This window comes from Mesorhizobium sp. B2-8-1, from assembly GCF_006440955.1.
Classification (GTDB): Bacteria; Pseudomonadota; Alphaproteobacteria; order Rhizobiales; family Rhizobiaceae; genus Mesorhizobium.
The window spans coordinates 364,869-385,988 of record NZ_VFTX01000003.1 but is presented as its reverse complement, the minus strand read 5'-3'; the positions used below and the strand labels follow the sequence as shown (position 1 = coordinate 385,988).

At 65.2% G+C, this 21,120-nt stretch carries 22 protein-coding genes; 12 read left to right on the top strand and 10 right to left on the bottom strand.

The features are described 5' to 3' along the window. Positions 1-125: 125 nt before the first annotated feature. Positions 126-1,106 (top strand): cysteine synthase A, encoded by a 981-nt coding sequence (cysK, locus tag FJ428_RS10240; protein WP_140879378.1) that lies wholly within the window; start codon positions 126-128, stop codon positions 1,104-1,106. A 192-nt stretch (positions 1,107-1,298) separates the two neighbouring features. Beyond that, positions 1,299-1,925, top strand: a complete 627-nt coding sequence (locus FJ428_RS10235) for a glutathione S-transferase family protein (protein ID WP_140554718.1) — start codon at positions 1,299-1,301, stop codon at positions 1,923-1,925. Positions 1,926-1,959: 34 nt separating this feature from the next. On the opposite strand, the gene FJ428_RS10230 is transcribed toward FJ428_RS10235, so the two are convergent. Further along, positions 1,960-3,204: an RNA polymerase sigma factor gene (locus tag FJ428_RS10230; RefSeq protein WP_140554717.1), complete on the bottom strand. Its 1,245-nt coding sequence runs from the start codon at positions 3,202-3,204 to the stop codon at positions 1,960-1,962. A 7-nt stretch (positions 3,205-3,211) separates the two neighbouring features. Continuing rightward, entirely contained in the window at positions 3,212-3,580 is a 369-nt protein-coding gene (locus FJ428_RS10225) for a YciI family protein (RefSeq protein ID WP_140491798.1), read from the bottom strand. Between the two features lie 262 nt (positions 3,581-3,842). On the opposite strand from FJ428_RS10225, the gene FJ428_RS10220 reads away from it, so the two are divergent. From FJ428_RS10220 to FJ428_RS10205, 3 genes are all read left to right on the top strand, one after another. Continuing rightward, the gene (locus FJ428_RS10220; RefSeq protein ID WP_140879377.1) at positions 3,843-4,802 is read left to right on the top strand and encodes a TAXI family TRAP transporter solute-binding subunit; all 960 of its coding nucleotides are present in this window, start codon (positions 3,843-3,845) and stop codon (positions 4,800-4,802) included. Between the two features lie 225 nt (positions 4,803-5,027). Then, entirely contained in the window at positions 5,028-7,133 is a 2,106-nt protein-coding gene (locus FJ428_RS10210) for a TRAP transporter permease (protein WP_140879376.1), read from the top strand. Next, positions 7,130-7,513 carry a DUF1850 domain-containing protein gene (locus FJ428_RS10205; protein WP_140491792.1) on the top strand — a complete coding sequence of 128 codons (384 nt, stop codon included), beginning with the start codon at positions 7,130-7,132 and terminating at the stop codon, positions 7,511-7,513. Before FJ428_RS10210 ends, FJ428_RS10205 begins: the two co-directional genes overlap by 4 nt. 358 nt (positions 7,514-7,871) lie before the next feature. Here the strand turns inward: FJ428_RS10205 and FJ428_RS10195 are convergent, their stop codons facing one another. Then, positions 7,872-8,012: a hypothetical protein gene (locus FJ428_RS10195; RefSeq protein WP_013892047.1), complete on the bottom strand. Its 141-nt coding sequence runs from the start codon at positions 8,010-8,012 to the stop codon at positions 7,872-7,874. Positions 8,013-8,412: 400 nt separating this feature from the next. Between FJ428_RS10195 and FJ428_RS10190 the strand changes: the two genes are divergently transcribed. The 3 genes from FJ428_RS10190 to ligD all read left to right on the top strand — a co-directional run bounded on the left by FJ428_RS10190 (position 8,413) and on the right by ligD (position 12,435). Continuing rightward, positions 8,413-8,919 carry a ferritin-like domain-containing protein gene (locus tag FJ428_RS10190; protein WP_140491790.1) on the top strand — a complete coding sequence of 169 codons (507 nt, stop codon included), beginning with the start codon at positions 8,413-8,415 and terminating at the stop codon, positions 8,917-8,919. A 111-nt stretch (positions 8,920-9,030) separates the two neighbouring features. Continuing rightward, the gene (locus FJ428_RS10185) at positions 9,031-9,909 is read left to right on the top strand and encodes a Ku protein (protein WP_140649511.1); all 879 of its coding nucleotides are present in this window, start codon (positions 9,031-9,033) and stop codon (positions 9,907-9,909) included. A 12-nt stretch (positions 9,910-9,921) separates the two neighbouring features. Continuing rightward, positions 9,922-12,435 carry a DNA ligase D gene (ligD, locus tag FJ428_RS10180; protein ID WP_140649522.1) on the top strand — a complete coding sequence of 838 codons (2,514 nt, stop codon included), beginning with the start codon at positions 9,922-9,924 and terminating at the stop codon, positions 12,433-12,435. A gap of 78 nt (positions 12,436-12,513) precedes the next feature. On the opposite strand, the gene FJ428_RS10175 is transcribed toward ligD, so the two are convergent. Continuing rightward, positions 12,514-13,188 (bottom strand): winged helix-turn-helix domain-containing protein, encoded by a 675-nt coding sequence (locus FJ428_RS10175; protein ID WP_140554711.1) that lies wholly within the window; start codon positions 13,186-13,188, stop codon positions 12,514-12,516. 162 nt (positions 13,189-13,350) lie between these two features. Here FJ428_RS10175 and FJ428_RS10170 point away from each other — a divergent pair, with 162 nt between their 5' ends. Continuing rightward, the gene (locus FJ428_RS10170; protein WP_140491782.1) at positions 13,351-13,683 is read left to right on the top strand and encodes an NIPSNAP family protein; all 333 of its coding nucleotides are present in this window, start codon (positions 13,351-13,353) and stop codon (positions 13,681-13,683) included. Continuing rightward, positions 13,680-14,024: an antibiotic biosynthesis monooxygenase gene (locus tag FJ428_RS10165; RefSeq protein ID WP_140554710.1), complete on the top strand. Its 345-nt coding sequence runs from the start codon at positions 13,680-13,682 to the stop codon at positions 14,022-14,024. Before FJ428_RS10170 ends, FJ428_RS10165 begins: the two co-directional genes overlap by 4 nt. 44 nt (positions 14,025-14,068) lie before the next feature. On the opposite strand, the gene mbfA is transcribed toward FJ428_RS10165, so the two are convergent. Beyond that, positions 14,069-15,052, bottom strand: a complete 984-nt coding sequence (gene mbfA, locus FJ428_RS10160) for an iron exporter MbfA (protein WP_140491779.1) — start codon at positions 15,050-15,052, stop codon at positions 14,069-14,071. Between the two features lie 177 nt (positions 15,053-15,229). Between mbfA and FJ428_RS10155 the strand changes: the two genes are divergently transcribed. Both FJ428_RS10155 and FJ428_RS10150 read left to right on the top strand, forming a co-directional pair. Then, positions 15,230-15,553 (top strand): hypothetical protein, encoded by a 324-nt coding sequence (locus tag FJ428_RS10155; RefSeq protein ID WP_140491777.1) that lies wholly within the window; start codon positions 15,230-15,232, stop codon positions 15,551-15,553. Positions 15,554-15,700: 147 nt separating this feature from the next. Further along, on the top strand, positions 15,701-16,681 hold the full coding sequence (locus FJ428_RS10150) for a threonine/serine dehydratase (RefSeq protein ID WP_140491775.1): 981 nt from the start codon (positions 15,701-15,703) through the stop codon (positions 16,679-16,681). A gap of 112 nt (positions 16,682-16,793) precedes the next feature. Here the strand turns inward: FJ428_RS10150 and FJ428_RS10145 are convergent, their stop codons facing one another. The 5 genes from FJ428_RS10145 to FJ428_RS10125 form a co-directional block, all read right to left on the bottom strand. After that, on the bottom strand, positions 16,794-17,099 hold the full coding sequence (locus tag FJ428_RS10145; RefSeq protein ID WP_140491773.1) for a DUF1236 domain-containing protein: 306 nt from the start codon (positions 17,097-17,099) through the stop codon (positions 16,794-16,796). A 258-nt stretch (positions 17,100-17,357) separates the two neighbouring features. Beyond that, complete coding sequence (locus FJ428_RS10140; protein WP_140559144.1) at positions 17,358-18,494, bottom strand: ABC transporter permease; 1,137 nt, start codon at positions 18,492-18,494, stop codon at positions 17,358-17,360. Next, positions 18,491-19,411, bottom strand: coding sequence for an ABC transporter ATP-binding protein (locus FJ428_RS10135; RefSeq protein ID WP_140491769.1), 921 nt, complete (start codon positions 19,409-19,411; stop codon positions 18,491-18,493). The genes FJ428_RS10140 and FJ428_RS10135 overlap by 4 nt, the downstream gene beginning before the upstream one ends. Then, positions 19,408-20,361, bottom strand: coding sequence for an HlyD family efflux transporter periplasmic adaptor subunit (locus tag FJ428_RS10130; protein WP_140524405.1), 954 nt, complete (start codon positions 20,359-20,361; stop codon positions 19,408-19,410). Before FJ428_RS10130 ends, FJ428_RS10135 begins: the two co-directional genes overlap by 4 nt. Then, complete coding sequence (locus tag FJ428_RS10125; RefSeq protein WP_140563811.1) at positions 20,358-21,047, bottom strand: CerR family C-terminal domain-containing protein; 690 nt, start codon at positions 21,045-21,047, stop codon at positions 20,358-20,360. Before FJ428_RS10125 ends, FJ428_RS10130 begins: the two co-directional genes overlap by 4 nt. Positions 21,048-21,120 lie beyond the last annotated feature (73 nt).

The window sequence follows — 21,120 nt, the reverse complement described above, 5'->3', positions numbered from 1 at the left end:
TTTAGACACGGGCCCCACTCGGATATTTTCGGGCGACGGTCTATCTTGCGTCCGTGGAAGGCCTATCTTGGCGGCCATCCGTCTGAGATCAGTTCCATCCGCCTGACATTCTGGGAGCCAAACCAATGAACAAGTCCGCCGCCTCCGCTCGTGTTCCCGGCCGTGGCCGCATCTACAATTCCATCACCGATACGATCGGCGACACGCCACTGGTGCGGCTCGACAAATTCGCCAAGGAGAAGGGCATCGTTGCCCATCTCATCGCCAAGCTTGAATTCTTCAACCCGATCGCCTCGGTCAAGGACCGTATCGGCGTGGCGATGATCGAGGCGCTCGAGGCATCGGGCAAGATCGCTCCCGGCAAGACGACGCTGATCGAGCCGACTTCGGGCAATACCGGCATAGCGCTTGCCTTCGCCGCCGCCGCCAAGGGCTACAAGCTGATCCTCACCATGCCCGAGACCATGTCGGTCGAGCGCCGCAAGATGCTGGCGCTGCTCGGCGCCGAACTGGTGCTGACCGAAGGGCCGAAAGGCATGAAGGGCGCCATCGCCAAGGCCGACGAACTGGCGGCCACCATCCCCAACGCCATCATCCCGCAGCAGTTCGAGAACCCGGCCAATCCCGAGATCCATCGCACGACGACTGCCGAGGAGATCTGGAACGACACCCATGGCGAGGTCGACATCATCGTCTCCGGCATCGGCACCGGCGGCACCATCACCGGCGTCGGCCAGGTGCTGAAGAAGCGCAAGCCTTCGCTGCATGTCGTCGCGGTCGAACCGGAAACCTCGCCGGTGCTGTCGGGCGGCCAGCCTGGCCCGCACAAGATCCAGGGCATCGGCGCCGGCTTCGCGCCAAAAATCCTCGACACCACCATCTATGACGAAATCGTCACGGTCTCGAACGAGGATTCGGTCGCCAATGCCCGCCTCGTCGCCCGGCTGGAAGGCGTGCCGGTCGGCATCTCCTCGGGCGCCGCTTTGCAGGCGGCGATCGTCGTCGGCTCGCGGCCGGAGAACAAGGGCAAGAACCTGGTGGTGATCATCCCGTCCTTCGCCGAGCGCTATTTGTCGACGATCCTGTTCGAAGGGCTGGGCGCTTAGGGTCTTCGTTGGGCGAAGCGATACGACGCGTCGCCTGTCAAGTTTCGACACGCCCCCTGCCGAGCGCCTAACACAAAGGTGCTTAGCCTGGCCCGCTGAAAAAACCCGCCGTGGCGGATGCCACGGGCTTGAGCAGCGCCCTGCTTCCGGTTCATATCGCCCCCGGCCCTAGCAGGGCCGGCGGAGGACCTCATGTACAAGCTCTACACCCGTCCCGGCAGCGGCGGCTTCGTTGTCGAGGCGGCCCTGGTGTTGGCCAATGCGCCGTTCGAGCAGATCGACGTACCGAAATCCGATCGGCCCGATCCCGCTTTCCTCCACATCAGCCCGCTGAACCAGGTGCCGGTGCTGACCTTGCCGGACGGCCGCTCGCTGACCGAATCGGCGGCCATCTGCATCCTGCTCGCCGAACGCCATCCGCGGGCCGGACTGGCGCCGGCGGCCGATGAACCGGCCCGCGCCGACTTCCTGCGCTGGATGGCGTTCATGTCGTCCGCCCTCTATCCGGCGGTGCTGCGTTTCTACTACGCGCCACGCTACACGGCCGACGCCGACGGCGCCAAGGCCGTCAAGCAGGCGGCCGTGGCCGAGATGGACCGCGGCTTTGCCGTCGTCGATGCCGCCTTGCGCGGCCGCGACTGGCTGGCAGGCGAGGCGATGTCGGTGGCCGATATCTATCTGGCCATGCTGGTGGCCTGGCATCCCGACAGCGGCAAGGCACGCACTGCCTGGCCCGACATCGAACGCCTGTGGGCCAGGCTTCGCGAGCACCCGCTGATGAAGACGCTCAACGCCTCGCACGAAATGTGGCCGGGCTGAACGGGTCGCCGGCAAAGCACCGCCGTCGGGCATTTCAATGCCTGAGCGTCGCGCGTTTTACCTGCAGGAAGCGGCGTACCGCCGGATCGCTTTCGAGGCCGATCGCGCGGTCATAGGCCTCGACCGCCTGCGGCACCTGGCCGAGCCTGGCCAGAAGGCCGGCGCGGGCGGCCCAATAGGGCTGGTAATCATTGAGCCGCTTGTCGTCGCCAAGCACGTACAACGCCGCCAGCCCCGCCACGGCGCCCTCGGCTTCGGCGATCGCCACCGCGCGGTTGATCGCCACCACGGGCGATCGTGCGATCGAAAGCAACGCGTCGTAGAATTCGCGGATCGCCACCCAGTCGGTCTCGCCGCTCAGCCGCCGCGCCGCGTGGACGGACTGCACGGCCGCCTCGAGCTGGTAGCGGCCGATCGCGCCCATGGAGGCGGCGCGGCCGAGCAGGACTTCCGCCTCGTCGATCAGGGCATGATCCCACAGCGCATGATCCTGCTCGGCGAGCGGCACATAATCTCCGGACCCATCGCGGCGCGCGGTACGGCGCGCCTCGGCGAACAGCATCAGCGCAAGCAGGCCCAGCGCCTCCGGTTCGTCCGGCAGCAGCGAGGCCACCAGCCTGCCGAGCCAGATCCCTTCTGTGGCCAGGTTCCGGCGCCGCGTCTCTGTGCCCGCCGGGTCGGACCAGCCCTCGGCGAAGGTCGCGTATATGGCCTCCAGCACGGTATCCAGGCGCTCGCCGAGTTCGGCTCGCTCCGGTACGCGGAACGGAATGCCGGCTTCACGAATGCGGGCCTTGGCCCGCACCAGGCGCTGGCCCATTGTCGCCGGCGGGACCAGGAAGGCGGAGGCGATCGTTGCGGCGTCGAAGCCAAGCACGGCCTGCAGGATCAATGGCGCGCGCACGCCAGGTTCGATCGCCGGATGCGCGCAGGCGAACATCAGCCGCAGCCGCTCGTCGGGCAGGTCCTGGTCGGTCATGCACGCCTCCGCCTCCTCGGCAATCAGCTTGAGATGGTCGCGGCCGGCTTCGCTGGTGAGCCGCCGCCGCACCGCGTCGACACGCCGCCGCCTTGCCACGGCAAGCAGCCAGGCCTCCGGCTTTTCGGGCACGCCGGTTCGTGGCCAGCGTTCGAGCGCCGCGGCAAAGGCGTCGGCCAGCGCGTCCTCGGCGGCGGCCACGTCGCGCGTGGGCGCCGCGAGCCAGGCGACCAGCTTGCCGTAGCTTTGCCGGGCGGCGGCCTCGGCGGCTGCCCGGGCAATCTGCGAGCTGCTGTCCATCACATCGTCATTTCTTGGGCATGTATTCGGCCATTTCCCAAATCGGCCGCAACTCGACCGTGCCTGTGCTGGCCGCCGGGCAGCGCGCCGCCCATTCGATGGCGGTATCGATGTCGGCCGCTTCGATCATGTAGAAGCCGGCAAGCTGCTCCTTGGTGTCGGCATAGGGGCCGTCGATCACGTTGGTCTTGCCGTCGGTGATCCGCACCGAGGTGGTTGCCTGAGTCGGGCGCAGCCTTTCTCCGGCCAGCCACGCGCCGGATTTCTTCAACGCTTCGGTATAGGCGCCATAGGCCGCGCTCATCTGTTGGGCCTTCTCGATCGGCGTGTTCGCCAGTGCGGCTTCGTCGTTGTTGATCAAAAGCATGTATCGCATGGGTCTTCTCCCGTGGTTTCATAGGCCGCGTCCTTGCGAGCCGGACATATGTCGCGCGACAAGGGCCGATTTCGACAGGTGCCGGAAAAAATCTTTCGACCACGGTCGCGTCCCGCGCAAGCCGGGAGCTGTTTCCGCATCCATTCAACCGTTCGTCTAATGAATGCAATTGCGGGTTGGCATTTGCGGCCCGCCGTCTAAACTTGGCCGGTTCGCATCGAGGAGGTGGTGCGGCAGCCAATATTTTCAGGGAGGAAACCGGATGTTCCATTTCAGAACGAAGTTCGTTGCAGCCGGCGCAATGGCGCTATCGCTTGGGCTTGGCATTGCCTCGGCCAGGGCACAGGAATTCATCAACGTGCTGACCGGCGGCACGTCGGGCGTCTACTACCCGCTCGGCGTGGCGCTGTCGGAAATCTACAGCAAGGGCATCGCAGGCGCCCGCACCCAGGTGCAGGCCACCAAGGCTTCGGTCGAGAACCTCAATCTGCTGCAGCAGGGCAAGGGCGAGATCGCCTTCGCGCTCGGCGATTCCGTCAAGATGGCCGCCGAAGGCAATGCCGAGGCCGGCTTCCCCGGCAAGCTCGACAAATTGCGCGGCATCGCCGCCATCTATCCCAACTACATCCAGATCGTCGCCAGCCAGGAATCCGGCATCAAGACGCTGGCCGACCTCAAGGGCAAGAGCCTGTCGGTCGGCGCGCCGGCCTCCGGTACCGAGCTCAATGCGCGTGCCATCTTTGCCGCCGCCGGGCTGAAATACGAGGATCTCGGCCGGGTCGAATACCTGCCCTTCGCCGAATCGGTCGAGCTGATCAAGAACCGCCAGCTCGATGCCACGCTGCAGTCGGCCGGCCTCGGGGTCGCCTCGATCCGCGATCTCGCCACCTCGGTGCCGATCAACGTCGTCGCCGTGCCGGCCGAGGATGTCGCCAAGATCGGCGCCCCCTATCTGTCGGTGGTTATCCCCAAGGGCACCTATGAGGGCCAGGCCGAGGACGTCGCGACCGCGGCCGTCGGCAATTTCCTCATCACCCGCGCCGATGTCTCCGACGAGACGGCCTACCAGATGACCAAGCTGCTGTTCGAGCATCTCGACCAACTAGCCGCCGCCCACGCCGCCGCCAAGGCGATCGATCCTGCAAAGGCGCTCGACGGCATGCCGGTGCCGCTGCATCCGGGCGCTGAGCGGTACTACAAGGAGAAGGGGTTGCTGAAGTAGGCGAGGACTATCTGAGATGTCTTCGCGACGCGCCCCCCTCTGTCCTGCCGGACATCTCCCCCTCAAGGGGGGAGATTGGCCGTCGTCACCTCCTTCGCCAACTGCTGACGTTGCTGAAAGAACGCCGACACCGATACTGCCGATCTCCCCCCTTGAGGGGGAGATGCCCGGCAGGGCAGAGGGGGGCGCCTCGCACTGTCATTCGCTCATTTTGGAGTGCGTCGGATGAGCGAAGCAGCCGACGGCAAATCCTCCACCTTCCATCTCCCCGTCGCCGAAGAGCAGGTCGAAGGCTTGCCGCCGGGCTTTGGCGACGGCATCGCCGGCAAGGCTGCCTTCCTCATCGCCGTTGCCTTTTCCGTGTTCCAGATCTACGTCGCCGCCTATGGCAGCATCCCGAGCCAGGTGGTGCGGGCCATGCATGTCGGTTTCCTGCTGCTGCTCGGCTTTGGCCTGATCGCCAACCTGCGCGCCCGAAGCCTGCCGGCCAAGGCCGTGTTCTGGGCGTTCGGCGTGCTCGGCTTCGGCACCGGTCTCTACAATTGGGTGTTCTACACCGACCTCATCCGCCGCTCCGGTTTCCTCACCACGCCGGATCTTGTCGTCGGCGCGGTGCTGGTGGTGCTGGTCTTCGAGGCGGCCCGGCGGCTGATGGGACTGCCGCTGGCGATCATCGCTTTCATCTTTCTCGCCTATTGTTTCGTCGGCAACCATCTGCCGCCGCCCTTCATCCATCGCGGCTACGATTTCGCCCAGCTCGTCGACACTTTCGCCTATGGCACCGAAGGCATATACGGCACGCCGGTCTATGTCTCGGCCGCCTATATTTTCATCTTCGTGGTCTTCGCCGCCTTCCTCGAACGCGCCGGCATGATCGCGCTGTTCAACGATTTCGCGCTCGGCCTGGTCGGCTCGTGGCGCGGCGGCCCGGCGCAGGTCTGCGTTTTGTCCTCGGCGCTGATGGGCACCATCTCCGGCTCCGGCGTTGCCAATGTCGTGGCCAGCGGCCAGTTCACCATCCCGTTGATGAAGCGCTTCGGCTTCCGCTCGGCTTTCGCCGGTGCCGTCGAGGCGACCTCCTCGATGGGCGGCCAGATCATGCCGCCGGTGATGGGCGCGGTCGCCTTCATCATGGCCGAGACGCTGAACATCCCCTATGCCGAAGTGGTCAAGGCGGCGATCATCCCGGCGCTGCTCTATTTCGGCGCCTGTTTCTGGCAGGTGCATCTGGAAGCCGGCAAGGCCGGCCTGCACGGCATGGCCAAGGCCGAACTGCCCAATCCCTGGGATGCCGTGCGCCAGCACTGGCCGCTGGTGCTGCCGCTGGCGGCCCTCATCTATCTCCTGTTTGCCGGCTACACACCGATCTTCGCCGGCACGATGGGGCTGGCGCTGACCATCGTGCTCATCCTCGGCACGCCACTGGCGGCCCTGATCGGACCGCTCGCCTTCCGCGTCGTCTTCTGGCTGGCGCTCGGGCTCGCCGCCGCCTCGTTCATGCGCTTCGGCGTCAACATACTCGGCCTCGTCATCGTCGCTCTCGTCGTCGCCTGCTTCGCCTTCAAGGGCGGGCGCGAAACGCTGCGGATCTGCGTGGATTCACTCGCCGAAGGGGCCAAGAACGCGCTGCCGGTCGGCATCGCCTGCGCCATCGTCGGCATCGTCATCGGCACGCTGACGCTCACCGGCATCGCCTCCACCTTCATCGGCTGGATCATCTCCATCGGCCAGGACAATCTGTTCCTGTCTCTGGTGCTGACCATGCTCACCTGCCTGGTGCTCGGCATGGGCATCCCGACCATTCCCAACTACATTATCACCTCCTCGCTGGCCGGCCCGGCGCTGCTGTCGCTCGGCGTGCCGCTGGTGGTCAGCCATATGTTCGTCTTCTACTTCGGCATCATGGCCGATCTTACGCCACCGGTGGCGCTGGCCGCCTTCGCGGCCGCCCCGATGGCCAGGGAAAGCGGCCTCAAGATCGGCATCCAGGCGACCAAGCTTGCCATTGCCGGTTTCGTCGTGCCGTTCATGGCGGTCTACACGCCGGCGCTCATGCTGCAGGATCCAGGCCCGATCGCCGCCCAGTTCGGCTACCCCGTCGAGGTCGCCTACATCGTCGTCAAGGCGTGTATGGGCATCGTGCTGTGGGGCGCCGCCGCCGTCGGCTTCCTTGCCAGGCGCATGGCGTGGTGGGAACGGCTCGTCGCCTTCTGTGCCGGCGTGCTGCTGGTCGCGGCGATCCCGCTCACCGACGAGACGGGCTGGGCATTGTCGTTTGCCTGGATCGGCTGGCACTTCTGGCGCGCGCGGCGGGCGGCGGCCCAAGCATGAGCCTGTGTATCCTTGCCGCCGGCAAGACGGTGACGCTCGCGGCCGCCGCCTTCACCCTGTCCTGGACGCACTCGGTGGAGCGCACGCGCTGGGAGGAGCACTGGAAGGTGATGCCTTCCGGCCTGCAAGTCACCGAGGCGCGCATAAAGGGCTCGGGCGCCGGCATGGAACCACCCGAGGGCGCGGTGCTGCGAGACGGCTGGTGGGCCTATGCGCCGAAGGCCGGGCCGCAGCGAAGCCTTATGCTCGCCGCCTCCGGCGCGACCGGTGATGGTTGGACACTGTGCACAGACCAGGGTTGCCGAGAACTCGGCAAGGTGGCCGGCGGCACGATTGTGCTGGAGCCGTGTGCTCCGGACGGCACGAGCCGGCCGCGGTAGCGCACGATCATCCCGGCTGGAGCCGACGCCGTCGAAGACGGTCAGCGGCTGGGTTGCATCGAAGGGTATTCAGAAGGACGGCTTGGACTGGACCCGACTGGACTGGACCCGACTGGACTGGGGCCGACTGGACTGGGGCCGACTGGACTGGGGCCGACTGGACTGGAGAAGGTCGCTCACGCAGGCCTCGGCGGCCTGTGTCTTGAGACATAAAGCCGGCGAAGGCGGTCTCAAAGCCGCGGCGATGTCGCACGCCGCCGATCGGCGAAGGTCGGGCGCTCGGCGCGATAGGTGGTGGCGCGCGACTCGGCGTCAGGCCTGCAGATGCGGCTGTTGTGTCGGCTCTCGAAAGTCATGGTCAGTGCGCGCCCAGCGAGGTGCCGCGACGAGCGCAGGCCGGGCCCGGCCCGCGCATGTAGTAGCGCTCGGGCCGATAGGTCGGCGCGACGAATTCGCGGATGGCTGCGGCATAGCCGATGAGGTGCGTGAGGAAGTTCATTTTACCTGTCCCTGTCCCGACTTTCGGGTGTCCCTTCCGAATTGCGGAAATCATAGCGTCGAGGCGTGAATAGTCGGTGAACGCGATGTTAATTTCTGGTCGAAAACCCGTCGCTTCATGGCCGGAATGCGGCTGATTCGGGGTCTTTCCACGCCGTTTGTCGCCATTTCGGCGTGTGTGACTTTTGCATCACATATGTTTCGTTTGGATGTCGCCTGGGTGCGGTTGCGTTTCAGCTTTCGCCCTGGCGGGAGAATTTTCCTTGCTCGCCGCCGCAAGTCCGGAACCCGGCCTGGGACGAGACGTTGATTCTTCGAGCCGGCATGGCCGGCCCATGGGGCCGCCGACCTGCGGCCCCACGCTAACCCGCAACCGCAAGAGCAAAGGAAGGGCCGCAATCATGGGCTTCTTTTCGAAGGACATCAAAACCCTGGACGACCTCTTCGTGCACACGCTGCGCGACATCTATTATGCCGAAAAGCAGATCGAGAAGGCATTGCCGAAGATGATCGACAAGGCGACGGATCCGCAGCTGAAGGCCGGCTTCGAGAAACATCTCGAGCAGACCAGGGGCCATGTCGAGCGCGTAGAGCAGGTGTTCGAACTGCACGGCGTCAAGGCCAAGGAGGTCAACTGCCCGGCCATAGACGGCATCCTCGAGGAAGCCGACGACGTCAGCGGCGACGTCGACGACAAGGAGGTGCTGGATGCGGCGCTGATCGCCTCGGCGCAAGCGGTCGAGCACTATGAGATGACCCGCTATGGCACTTTGATCGCCTGGGCCAAGCAGCTTGGCCGCAGCGACTGCGCCAACGTGCTGGCCAAGAACCTCAAGGAAGAGCAGGCGACGGATCGAAAGCTGACCGAAATAGCGGAAAGCAAGATCAACCTGCAGGCCGCCGAATAGGGGCTGAAAGAGCCGGGGCCGGTGGCAATCGCGCCGGCCTTGGCTCGACCGGATTGGAACCGTTGGGGTCGTCGTCCGTTCCAGCCAGGTCTTTCTCTACAGGAAATCATCATGGCGCCGCGTCCCGCCTGGAGAGGCTATCTGAAGCTTTCGCTGGTCACCTGCGCCATCGAACTGACCAATGTCGTCACCCATGCCGAGAAGGTCTCTTTTCGCATCCTCAACCGTGAGACGGGCAACACGGTGAAGCGGATCTATGTCGACGCCGAAACCGGCAAGCCGCTTGAGGATGGCGACGAGATAAAGGGCTACGAGGACGACGATGGCAAGTTCATCCACATCGAAGAGGACGAGATCGAGGCCATCCAGATCGAGTCCTCGCACACAATGAGCCTCGACGGCTTCGTCGACAAATCCTCCATCGAGCAGATCTATCTCGATACGCCCTATTACGTCGCGCCGGCCGACAAGGTCTCGCAGGACGCTTTCGCCGTCATCCGCGACGCGATGGCCGGCAAGAAGATGGCGGGCCTGGCGCGCATCGTGCTCTATCGGCGCGAACGTCCCGTGCTCATCGAACCGCTCGGCAAGGGCATGGTGCTGACGACGTTGCGCTACGACAACACGGTGCGCCAGCCGGACACCGTCTTCGGCGACATCGAATCGGTAAAGACGGATCAGGAGATGACCGATCTGGCCGAGCTCATCATCGACAAGAAGAAAGCGAAGTTCGATCCCTCGAAATTCGAGGACAAATACGAGGATGCGCTGCTCGAATTGATCCGCGCCAAGAAGGCGGGCCGCAAGGCGCCGAAGGCCAAGGCGGCGCCCAAGCCGTCCAATGTCGTCAATCTTTTCGATGCGCTGAAGAAGAGCCTTTCGTCGGATGGCGGATCGGGCGAACGTCGCGGCAAGGCCTCGGCGAAAGCCAAGCCGGCGGCCAAACGCGGCAAGCCTAAAGAAGCCGCGCCCAAGCGCAAATCGGCGTGAGGACACGTAGCGATGGCCAGCCTCGAACAATATCATGCCAAGCGCGATTTCAGGAAAACCGCCGAACCCTCCGGCAAGGTCGCCCGCGGCAAGAAGAGCGAGGCCGGCGGCATCTTCGTCATCCACAAGCACGCCGCGACCAGGCTGCATTACGACCTGCGCCTCGAACATGCCGGTGTGCTGTGGAGTTGGGCGGTGACGCGCGGGCCCAGCCTCGATCCGCACGAGAAACGGCTCGCCGTGCATGTCGAGGACCATCCGATCGACTATGCGCCGTTCGAGGGCACCATTCCCAAGGGCGAATATGGCGCCGGCTCGGTCATCGTCTGGGACGAGGGCACATGGGTGCCCGAGGGCGATCCGGCCAAGGCGATGAAGAAGGGCCATATCAACTTCGAGCTCAACGGCCACAAGCTGCACGGCCGCTGGCACCTGGTGCGGCTGAGACCGCGCCCCGGCGAGAAGCGCGACAACTGGCTGCTGATCAAGTCGGACGATGGCGCGGCGCGCCCGGGCGAGGATATTCTGGAGGAAGCGCCGAAATCGGTGAAGTCGGGCCTGACGATCGAGGAGGTCGGGGCGGGCAAGGCCGCGAAAGGGGAGAAGGCGAAAGTCTGGCACTCCAACAAACCGGCCGCCGCCCAGGCCAAGGCCGGACACGCAAAGCGCCTCGACTTCATCGAGCCGCAACTGGCCACGCTCGAGCGGGAAGCGCCGCCGGGCGAGGACTGGCTGCATGAGGTCAAGTTCGACGGCTATCGCATGCAGGCGCAGATCGCCGGCACGGACGTGCGGCTGCTCACCCGCACCGGCCTCGACTGGACGAAGAAATTCGGCGACGCGATCGTCGCCGAGCTCGCCGGATTGAAATGCAGCGACGCCATCATCGACGGCGAGATCGTGGTGCTGGCCGACAGCGGCGTCTCTTCCTTCGCGCTTTTGCAGGCCGACCTGTCGGCGAAGCGCACGGATCGCTTCATCTACTACGTCTTCGACCTGATGCGGCTGAATGGGCGGGACCTGCGCCGCGAGCCGCTGGTCGAGCGCAAGCAGGCCTTGCAGGAATTGCTGGCCGGCCAGCCGGAGGATTCGGCGGTCCAATTCAGCGACCATTTCGCCGAGCCCGGCAAGGTCATGCTCGAGCATGCCTGCCGCATGGGACTGGAGGGCGTCGTCTCCAAGCGCGCCGACGCGGTCTACCGCAGCGGGCGCGGGCCGTCCTGGGTGAAGTCGAAATGCACGCTGCGACAGGAGTTCGTCATCGCCGGCTACCTGCCGTCCGACAAGACCGGGCGCGGGCTGCGTTCGCTGCTGCTTGGCTATTTCGAGGCCGGCAAGCTGCACTATGCCGGCCGCGTCGGCACCGGCTTCTCGACCGGCGGCGCCAATGCCCTGAAGAAGAAGCTCGATGCGCTGCAAACGAAGTCGTCGCCCTTCGACAAGGCCGTGCCGAGGGGCAAGGGCCTGGTCTGGGTGAAGCCGGAGCTTGTCGGCGAAGTGGAGTTCCGCAGTTGGACCTCCGACCGTATAGTACGCCACGCCTCGTTCCAGGGGCTGCGCGAGGACAAGCCGGCGGAGGAAGTCGTGCAGGAAAAGCCGAAGGCACCGACAGGCAAAAGCACGGCCCGGGCCAAGCCGGCGTCAAGCGGCGCAACGCCGGCAAGGGCGGCAACCACCACGGTGAAGCTGTCCCACCCAGAAAAGCTGCTGTGGCCCGACGAAAAGATATCCAAGCAGGGGCTGCTCGATCATTACGCGCTGGTGTGGCCGCGCATGAAACAATTCGTGGTCAACCGCCCGCTCAGCCTGGTCAGGGCCCCCGACGGGGTCGGCGGCCAGCGCTTCTTCCAGAAGCATGCCTCGCCAGGCATGCATGACAAGATCGAGAAAACGAGGGATCCCACGGATGGCGAGGAAATCCTGTTTATCCGTGACTTCGACGGCGTCGCGGCACTTGTCCAGCTCGGCGTGGTCGAGATCCACATCTGGGGTTGCACCATCGACGAGCTCGAACGACCTGACCAGATCGTCTTCGATCTCGACCCCGATGAAGGCGTCGACGTGAAGGCGGTGCGGGCGGCGGCACTCGACATAAGGGGCAAGCTTGACGAGCTGTCGCTGCCCAATTTCGTCAAGACGTCGGGTGGCAAGGGCTTTCATGTCGTCGTGCCGCTGAAGCCGTCGGCCAACTGGGAGGAGGTGAAAGGCTTCGCCCATGATTTCGCGCGCGCGCTGGAACAGGGCGCGCCCGACCGCTACACAGCGACGCTGTCCAAGAAGGCGCGCACCGGCAAGATATTCGTCGACTATCTGCGCAATGGCAGCGGCGCGACCACGGTGGCGCCCTACTCGTCGCGGGCCAAGAAGGGTGCCACGGTGTCGATGCCGGTGACCTGGGCCGAGATCGAGGCCGGCCTGCCGCCGAACGCATTCCCCATCGGCGACAAGACGACGCTGAAGCAACTCGCGGAAGCCGATCCGTGGAAGGATTTCTTCAAGAAGGGGAAGGTGTTGAAGCGGGGGTAATCCTGCCCGCATTTGCAGCGCGGCGATCCTTCGCGCCTGTCCCGCCGACGAATCGATGCTGGCAACAGCGCCGATAGCTCAAGCCAAAAACACCTTCTCGAACGCCTGTTTGCCGGGCGGCGAAAAAATCACGGCGCGGCTGTCCTTCTCCCGGCGCGCCCATTTCTCGGTGAGGATCTTGTCGAGGATGGCGGCGCCCAGCGTGCCGGCGAGATGCGAGCGCCGTACGCTCCAGTCGAGGCAGGCGCGGCACACCGGCCGCCGGGCCTTCGCCTCCACATCGATCCCTAGCGCCGCGAAATGCGAGGCGGCCGAAGGCGCCAAGCGGATTTCGCCGTGGTCTCGCAGCAGCAGTCTCCGGTCGATGAGGCGGTCGAGCATCGCCACCGCCTGCTCGCCGGCAAGATGATCGTAGCAGACGCGCGCCACGCGCATCGCCCCGTCGCGCGGGCCCGGCCGCACGCGCCTGGGGCCGATGGTTTCGGCGACGCCGGCGATGGCTTCGATCATTTCAGCCACCTGCGGCCCGGCGAGCCCGTAATAGCGATGCCGGCCCTGGCTTGCCACGGTCAGCAGCCCGCCTTCCATCAGTTTCGACAGATGCGAGGAGGCGGTCGGCATCGAGACGCCGGCCTCAAGCGCCAGTTCGCTTGCCGTCAGCGCCGTGCCGCCCATCAGTGCGTTGAGCATGTTGGCGCGGGCCGGGTCGCCGATCAGGCTGGCGATGCGGGCAATGTCGGGTCCTTCGCGCATAGTTTCATCCCTATCGAAGCATTCTCGCCAGATAATCACTATCCTTCGCTGAGCTCAAGGAGCGCTGACGATGCTCCTGACAGGAAACTGCTTAGCACACCGGCGTAGGCGACGTTTCGACAGAGATCGAATTATCTGTGCGTCAAATTCAGGGAGACCGAAATGACCATCACCTGCTTCATCCGCTACGAGATCGATCCGTTCGGCAAGGCCGCGTTCGAGGAATATGCCCGCAACTGGGGCCAGGCCATTCCGCGCTGCGGCGCCGACCTGATCGGCTACTACGCGCCGCATGAAGGCTCGGCCACGACCGCCTATGCCGCCTACAACATAGAAAGCCTGGCTGCCTATGAAGCCTATAGGGCCCGGCTTGCCGCCGACCCGGCCGGCAAGGCAAACTACGAATTCGCCCGCCGTGAAAAATTCATCCTCAAGGAGGACCGCATGTTCCTGAAACTGGCGTCCGGCCCGCACGCGAAGCTGGTGCTGCCGTGATCGCCGTCATCTTCGAGGTCGAGCCGGCTGCGGGCAGGCGCGATGCCTATCTGGACATCGCCGCGCAGTTGCGGCCGCTGCTTGAAAGCATCGATGGCTTCATCTCGGTCGAGCGCTTCCAGAGCCTCGCCAATCCGGACCGCATCCTGTCACTATCGTTCTGGCGCGACGAGGAAGCGGTGAAGGCCTGGCGCAACACGCAAGAACACCGGCAGGCCCAGCAGGCCGGGCGCGGCGGCATCTTTGCCGGCTACCGCCTGCGCATCGCGCACGTCGTGCGCGATTATGGCTTGAGTGAAAGGCAACAGGCGCCGGTGGATAGCCGGGCGGTGAACGGGTAATCGGCAGGTCCTTCCTTCTCCCAAAAGGGGGAGAAGGAAGAACCCTATGCGTTCCCGATCAGCACGCCCGCCGCGAACACCAGCGCGCCGCCGAGCACCACCTGGAAGGCCGCGCGCAGGAAGGGTGTCTGCATGTAGCGGTTCTGGACGAAGGCGATGGCCCAGAGTTCGAAGAACACCACCACGGCGGCAACCGCTGTCGCCGTCCAGAAATGCGGGATGAGGTAGGGCAGTGCATGGCCGAGGCCGCCGAGCGTCGTCATGATGCCCACGGTCAGGCCGCGCTTGACCGGCGAACCGCGGCCCGACAGCTTGCCGTCGTCGGAGGCGACCTCGGTGAAGCCCATCGAGATGCCGGCGCCGATCGAGGCGGCGAGGCCGACGAGAAGCGTCTGCCAGGTGTCGTGCGTGGCAAAAGCGGCGGCGAAGATCGGCGCCAGCGTCGATACCGAACCGTCCATCAGTCCGGCCAGTCCCGGCTGCACATAGGTGAGGATGAACTGGCGCTGCTCGGCCGTCGCCTCCTCGACCTTCACGGTGCCCGGCACGTGCTGCTGCTCCAGCCGCTGCGCCATGCTCTCATGGCTCTGTTCCGCCGCCGCCAGTTCGTCGAGCAGCTTTCTGGTCGAGGCATCGGTGGTGCGCCTGGCCGCCTCGACATAGAACAGATAGGCCTGCCGCTCCATCGCCTCGGCCTGGCGGCGTACCTGCTCGATGCCGAGCGGCTTGACCAGCCAGTCGGGCTTGCGCTCGTAATAGCCCTTCACATGCTCGCGCCGGATCAGCGGAATGCGCTCCCCGAAACGCCTGCGGAAAAGCTCGATCAGCGCGTCGCGATGACCGTCCTCCTCCTCGGCCATGTCCTCGAACATCTTGGCCGATTGCGGAAAATCCTCCGCCAGCCCATCCGCATAGGCGCGATAGATGCGCCCGTCGTCTTCTTCCGACGAGATGGCAAGCGCCAGGATCTCCTGTTCGGAGAGCGAATCGAAGGAGCGGCGGCCGAAGCCGAAAACACGGGAAAGCATGAGGAAATCACCCTAGTTTAGAATTGTTCTAAACTAAAGTTTGCTGCCGCATCGGTCAATCGTGCGCCTGGGCAGTGGTCAAGATTTGTTGAAGCCGCCATTCGGCGCCGCCTCTTCATTATCGGCAAATGTTCACTTATATGACGAAACTCAAGCCAACAACCGAGGAAGCCGCCGATGACTGCAAAGCCGCACGCCCATCACTTCGACCCGAAACCCGTCCTCGACCTCATAGCCAGCATCGAGGCCGATCTGCAGCGCCTGAAAGGTCTGGTCGAGCAGCAGATCGAGAAGTTCGATCCCGCCAACCCGCACAACAAGACCCTCGACGGCAAGCTGACCGAGGAAGGCGTCGAGTGCTGCTACCGCATGTTCGACGAAGGCAAGTCGCGCTATTCGGTCTCCCAGCAGATGAAGATTTCCTTTGCCGCCGCCACCCATCGCTTCAACGCCTGGCGCAAGGCCGGCGGCAACAAGCGGCAGCGGACGTTGTTGGGGTGAGGGTTGAACTGGACGGACCGGCAGGCAGGTGACTGCCAGCACTGCCGGCCGTCGTGATCTCAAACCTTGTGAGGGTTACATTTTTTTGTTGGCCTCGCGCGGCCCTTTGCGTGCACCATGGCCGGACCACATCTTACAGGACCCGCCATGACCACGCCTCCCGGCATCGCCGATATCCACGCCGCCGCCGCCCGGCTCTCCGGCCTTATCGTCGAGACGCCGCTGATCGAATCGCCCGAGCTCAACAGCCGCTTCGGCGGCCGCATCCTGTTCAAGCCGGAAACGCTGCAGCGTACCGGCTCGTTCAAGTTCCGCGGCGCCTACAACAAGCTGTCCTCGCTATCGGCCGAGGAGCGTGGCCGCGGCGTGGTCGCCTTTTCCTCGGGCAATCATGCGCAAGGCGTTGCCGCTTCCGCCGCCATGTTCGGCGTCAGGGCGGTCATCGCCATGCCGTCGGACGCACCGGCCATGAAGATCGGCAATGTCCGCAAGATGGGCGCCGAAGTGGTCGCCTTCGATCGCGTCCGCGAAGACCGCGTGGCCGTGGTGCGGCCTTACGTGGAGAAGGGCATGGTCCTGGTGCCGCCCTATGACGATCCCGCCATCATCGCCGGCCAGGGCACGATCGGCCTCGAACTGCTGCGTCAGGCCAAGGCGCTTGGCGTGAGCCTCGACGCCGTCATCGTTCCCTGTGGCGGCGGCGGGCTGAGCAGCGGGATTTCGATCGCGGTCAAGGACGGTTCGCCCGCCACCGCCGTCTGGGCGGCAGAGCCGGAATTTTTCGACGACACCAGCCGGTCGCTGGCCAAGGGCACCAGGGTAGCGAATGAGCCCGGCCACACCTCGATCTGCGATTCACTTCTCGTCGCCGAGCCGGGCGCGCTCACTTTCGAGATCAATCGCAGGACGCTGGCCGGCGGGATTGCCGTCTCGGAGGAGGCGACGAAGCAGGCCATGCGCGACGCCATGGCCCATCTCAAGCTCGTCGTGGAGCCCGGCGGCTGCGTCGGGCTCGCCGCGCTCTCGTCGGGCAGGATCGACTTGGCCGGCAAATGCGTGGCCGTGGTGCTGTCTGGCGGCAATGTCGATTTCGACGCCTATGCCAAGATCATGGCTGCTGCCGCTTGACGCCCGCCCTGCATGGCAGGGCGGGCAGCCTTGTTGTTTCGCAATTCCGGATGGAAACCGCTGCGCACTTTTCCTGGAATTGCCCAGTGCCCGTCAGCTGATGACGGTGCCGTCAGTCGATGACTTTCACGATGCGACGGGTTCCGGGATCGACGAGGACGGTCTGACCGTTGACGACGACATAGCGGTACTGCACATCAGGAACATCGATCGCATGCAGCTCAACAGTGTCCGGCAAGGTCGAGCCGATGGCCAGCTGGACGCCCAGCAGGTCGACCGAGGCGATCGGCTTCTTGTGCACATATTCGCGGATAACGGTCTCCTGCTGCGGCTCGATGATCACGTCCTGAGCAGCGGCGGCACCGATGCCGGCGGCTAGCAGAAGCCCGGCCGCGGTGGCGGAAAGATACAGTCTCATCATTGCCTCCATTGCTGGTCGATAGAGCGCAATACACTTGCAAGTCTGCGCTCTATCCCGTTGTTTTGATGGCATTCCGCATCCCGCCAGATGATCCGGCCGGACTCGAGATGCCAAGGGCTTCGCTTGCACTGAGGGGGCCGTCTTGGCCCGCAAGTGGCAGCGGCGAGGCTGATCGACAACGCCGGGGCAGAAGCATGGTTCCAACGGGAGGGTCCAGGGCTCGATGGAACCCTGGACCCTCTCAGGGGCTGTTTTTCAGTCCAGCGTGCGGCGGAAGCGGACCAGGGCGACGCCGGCAAACAGCGCCACGAACACCACCAGCCAGCCGATCTCCACGGCCACCGCCGGCAGCTGCGCGCCCTTCAGCATGACGGCACGGGTGATGCGCAGGAAATGCGTCAGGGGAAAGATCTCGCCGAAGATCTGCGCCCAGCCCGGCATGCCGCGATAGGGAAACATGAAGCCTGAAAGCATGATCGACGGCAGGAAGAAGAAGAAGGTGAGCTGCAAGGCCTGCATCTGCGTGCGCGCGACGGTCGAAATCGTGTAGCCGAGCAGCACCAGGGACAGCACGAACACCAGCACCGCCGACAAGAGCAGCGTCATCGATCCGGTGAAGGGAATGGCGAACAGAAGCTTCGACGCCGCCAGCACCACCACGACCTGCACCGCGCCGACCGCCAGATAGGGCAGCACCTTGCCCAGCATGATCTCGAGCGGGCTCGACGGCATGGCGAGCAGGTTCTCCATCGTGCCGCGCTCTGTCTCGCGTGTCAGCGCGATCGAGGTCATCATCACCATCGTCATCTGCAGGATGACGCCGAGCAGGCCGGGGACGATGTTGTATTGCGAGATGCCCTCCGGATTGTATCGCCGGTGCACGACCACATCGAGCTGGCCCCGGGCGGCCTCGGCGGCGGCCTCCTGCATGCCTTGCGCTCTGAGCAGCGCCTGGCCGGCGACGGTGCTGAGCGTCGAGATGGCGCCGCTGGCAACCGCCGGGTCGGTGGCGTCGGCCTCGATCAGGATCTGCGGATTGTCGCCGCGCTCCACCCGCCGCGCGAAATCGGCCGGAATGGTGACGACGAAGGCGACGTCGCCGCGCGCCATCAGGAATTCGGCCTCCTCGGCACTTTGCGCCACATGGTCGAAACGGTAGTAGCCGGTGGTCTGCAGCGCCGAGACCATGGCGCGCGTATAGGGATCGCTGCTCGTCGCCACGAGTGCCGCCGGCAGGCTCTTCGGGTCGTTGTTGATGGCGTAGCCGAACAGCACCAGCTGGATCAGCGGCACGCCCAGCATCATGGCGAAGGTGATGCGGTCGCGGCGCATCTGGATGAACTCCTTGATCAGCAGCGCGCCGAGCCGGGCGAAGGAGAAGACCGCGTTCATGCCATGTTGTCCTTCGAGCCGGACATGAACTGGATGAAGACGTCCTCGAGGCTGGTTTCGCCCGGCGCCACCGTCACGCCCTTGTGCTCCTTCTCGACATCGGCCAGCGCCGTCTCCAGCTTCTTCCTGTCGGCTCCCACGACATGCAGCGTCGCGCCGAACGGCGCCACCTGGTCGACGCCCGGCCGGCCTTCGAGCGCTTGCGCCACCTGGTCGAGGCGCGGGCCCTGCAGGACGAAAGTGGTCAGGCCGGCATTCCTGACCACCTCGGCGACGGTGCCCGTCGCCAGCATCTTGCCGTAGGAGATATAGCTGATGCGATGGCACCGCTCGGCCTCGTCCATGTAGTGGGTGGAGACCAGCACGGTCAGCCCGCCGCTCGCCAGCCGGTGGATCTCGTCCCAGAACTCGCGCCGCGCCTTGGGGTCGACGCCGGCCGTCGGCTCGTCGAGCAGAAGCAGCTTGGGCTTGTGCATGATGCAGGCGGCCAGCGCCAGCCGCTGCTTCCAGCCGCCCGATAGCGTACCGGCGAGCTGGTTGCGGCGTGTCGTCAGGCCGAGCTCCTCCAGGGTCCTGGCGACATGCTCCTCGACCGGCTTCAGCCGGTAGAGCCGCGCCACGAATTCGAGGTTCTCGCCGATCGTCAGATCCTCGTAGAACGAGAATTTCTGCGTCATGTAGCCGACCTCGCGCTTGATGCGCAGGCTGTCGGTGAGGATGTCGAAACCCAGCACCGTGCCTTCGCCCTCGTCCGGGGTCAGCAGGCCGCACATGATGCGGATGGTGGTGGTCTTGCCCGAGCCGTTGGGGCCGAGGAAGCCGACGATCTCGCCTTCCGCCACCGTCATCGTGACATGGTCGACGACGGTTTTGTCGCCGAAGCGCTTGACCAGGCCGTGCACGTCGATGACGTTCATTTTCCTGAAACCGCCAGCTCGACGTCGACGATCTGGCCCGGCTGCAAGGCGCCGGCGCCGCCCTCCGGCCGCGCCTCGACGAGGTAGACCAGCTTCTGCCGGTTCTCCAGCGAATAGATCACCGGCGGGGTGAATTCCGGATCGGGCGAGACATAGCTGACGCGCGCCTTCACATCCGGGCCGCAACCGTCGCAATGGACGCGGAGCAAAGTGCCGACCTTGACCGAGGAGAAGGCGGCTTCGGGTATATAGACGCTGAGCTTCACCGCGCCGTCGGGCAGCACGGAGATGACGGGCGCGGTCGGCCCTGCCGTGTCGCCCGGATTGCGAATGACGTCGCTGACGCGGCCCGGAGAAGGGGCCGCCAGGGTGCGCTTGGATAGCCGCCACGCCGCTTGGTCGAGCGCGGCCTGTGCCTGCTTGACCTGACTTTCGGCGGCCTTGATCGTCTCGGGACGCGCCGGCAGGCCGCCGGCGGCGAGATTGGCCTGCGCCTGTCCGACCTGCGCGTTGGCCGTCTCCAGCGTGGCCGAGGCGGTGTCGTAGTCGGCCTGCGTGCCGGTGCCGCGCTTGAAGAGGTCGGCAGCGCGGTCGTATTTGCGTCTGGCATCGTCAGCCTGCGCCTTGGCCATGTCGACCTGGGCCTTGAGGGCGGCGATTTCTTCCGGCCGCTTGCCCACCTGCAGATCGGCAAGCTGCGCCCGCGCCTGGGCGAGACTTGCCGTGGCCTGTGCGACCGCGATTTTCGCGTCGGCGTTTTCCAGCGTCACGATCGTGGTGCCCGATGTGACGCGATCGCCGCGCTTGACCGCGACGGTCTCGACCTGCGCCACCTCGATCGGCGCCAGCAGCACATAGTCGCCTTCGACATAGCCGACGGCCAGCGGAGAAGCCGGTGCGCAGGCGCCGAAGAGTTGAGCGGCAAGCGGCAGCGAACAAAGAAAGCTCATCGTCTCGATCCCTTCCGGGCGGCCAGTATGGCGCTGAGGTTGTCCGATGTGACGGCCGCCACCTTGGCGGCCTCGGCGGCGCCGATCTCGCGCCAGCCCATGCGGCGCATGACCGCCTCGCGGCCGATGCGGAAATAGATGACCTGTCCGATCAGCGTGAACACGGTGAGCCGGGTCGCCTCGCTCTCGGCCGCCTCGCCGGTCGCCTGTTCCCAGAGCAGGCACAGGCGCCGATGCGTCGGCTCGAACACGCCGTCATAGATGCGGTCGAGCGCCGCGGTCGGATGCGAGAGCTCGCGCAGCACGAACTGCACGATCTCACCGGCTTGCGGCTGGGCCACGACGAATGCCACCATCCGCTCCAGCGCCGCGAACAGCTGTGCCCGCGCCGTCTCGGGGTTCGCGATTGCCGGCGCCCGCGCCTCGCCGAGTGCCTGGCCGGCGACCGACTGTATAGTCTCCACGATATGGTCGGCGGCGGCGAGGCGCAGCCCCTCCTTGCTGCCGAAGTGATAGGCGATGGAACCGATATTGGCCTTGGCTTCCGCCGCGATCTCGCGCGTGGAGGTGCCGTCGAAGCCTTGTCGTCCGAACAGCTTGAGCGCCGCGCGGACCAGGGCTTCACGTGTCATCTCCGCGGCGGGCGGCTCGCGGCGAGGAGTTCGGGCTTCGGGCGGCTTGATCATGCGGCACACTTTAATCAATCGATTGATTAAAGTCAAATCCGATCCCGGACATGGCTTGCCATGCCGGCCCGCG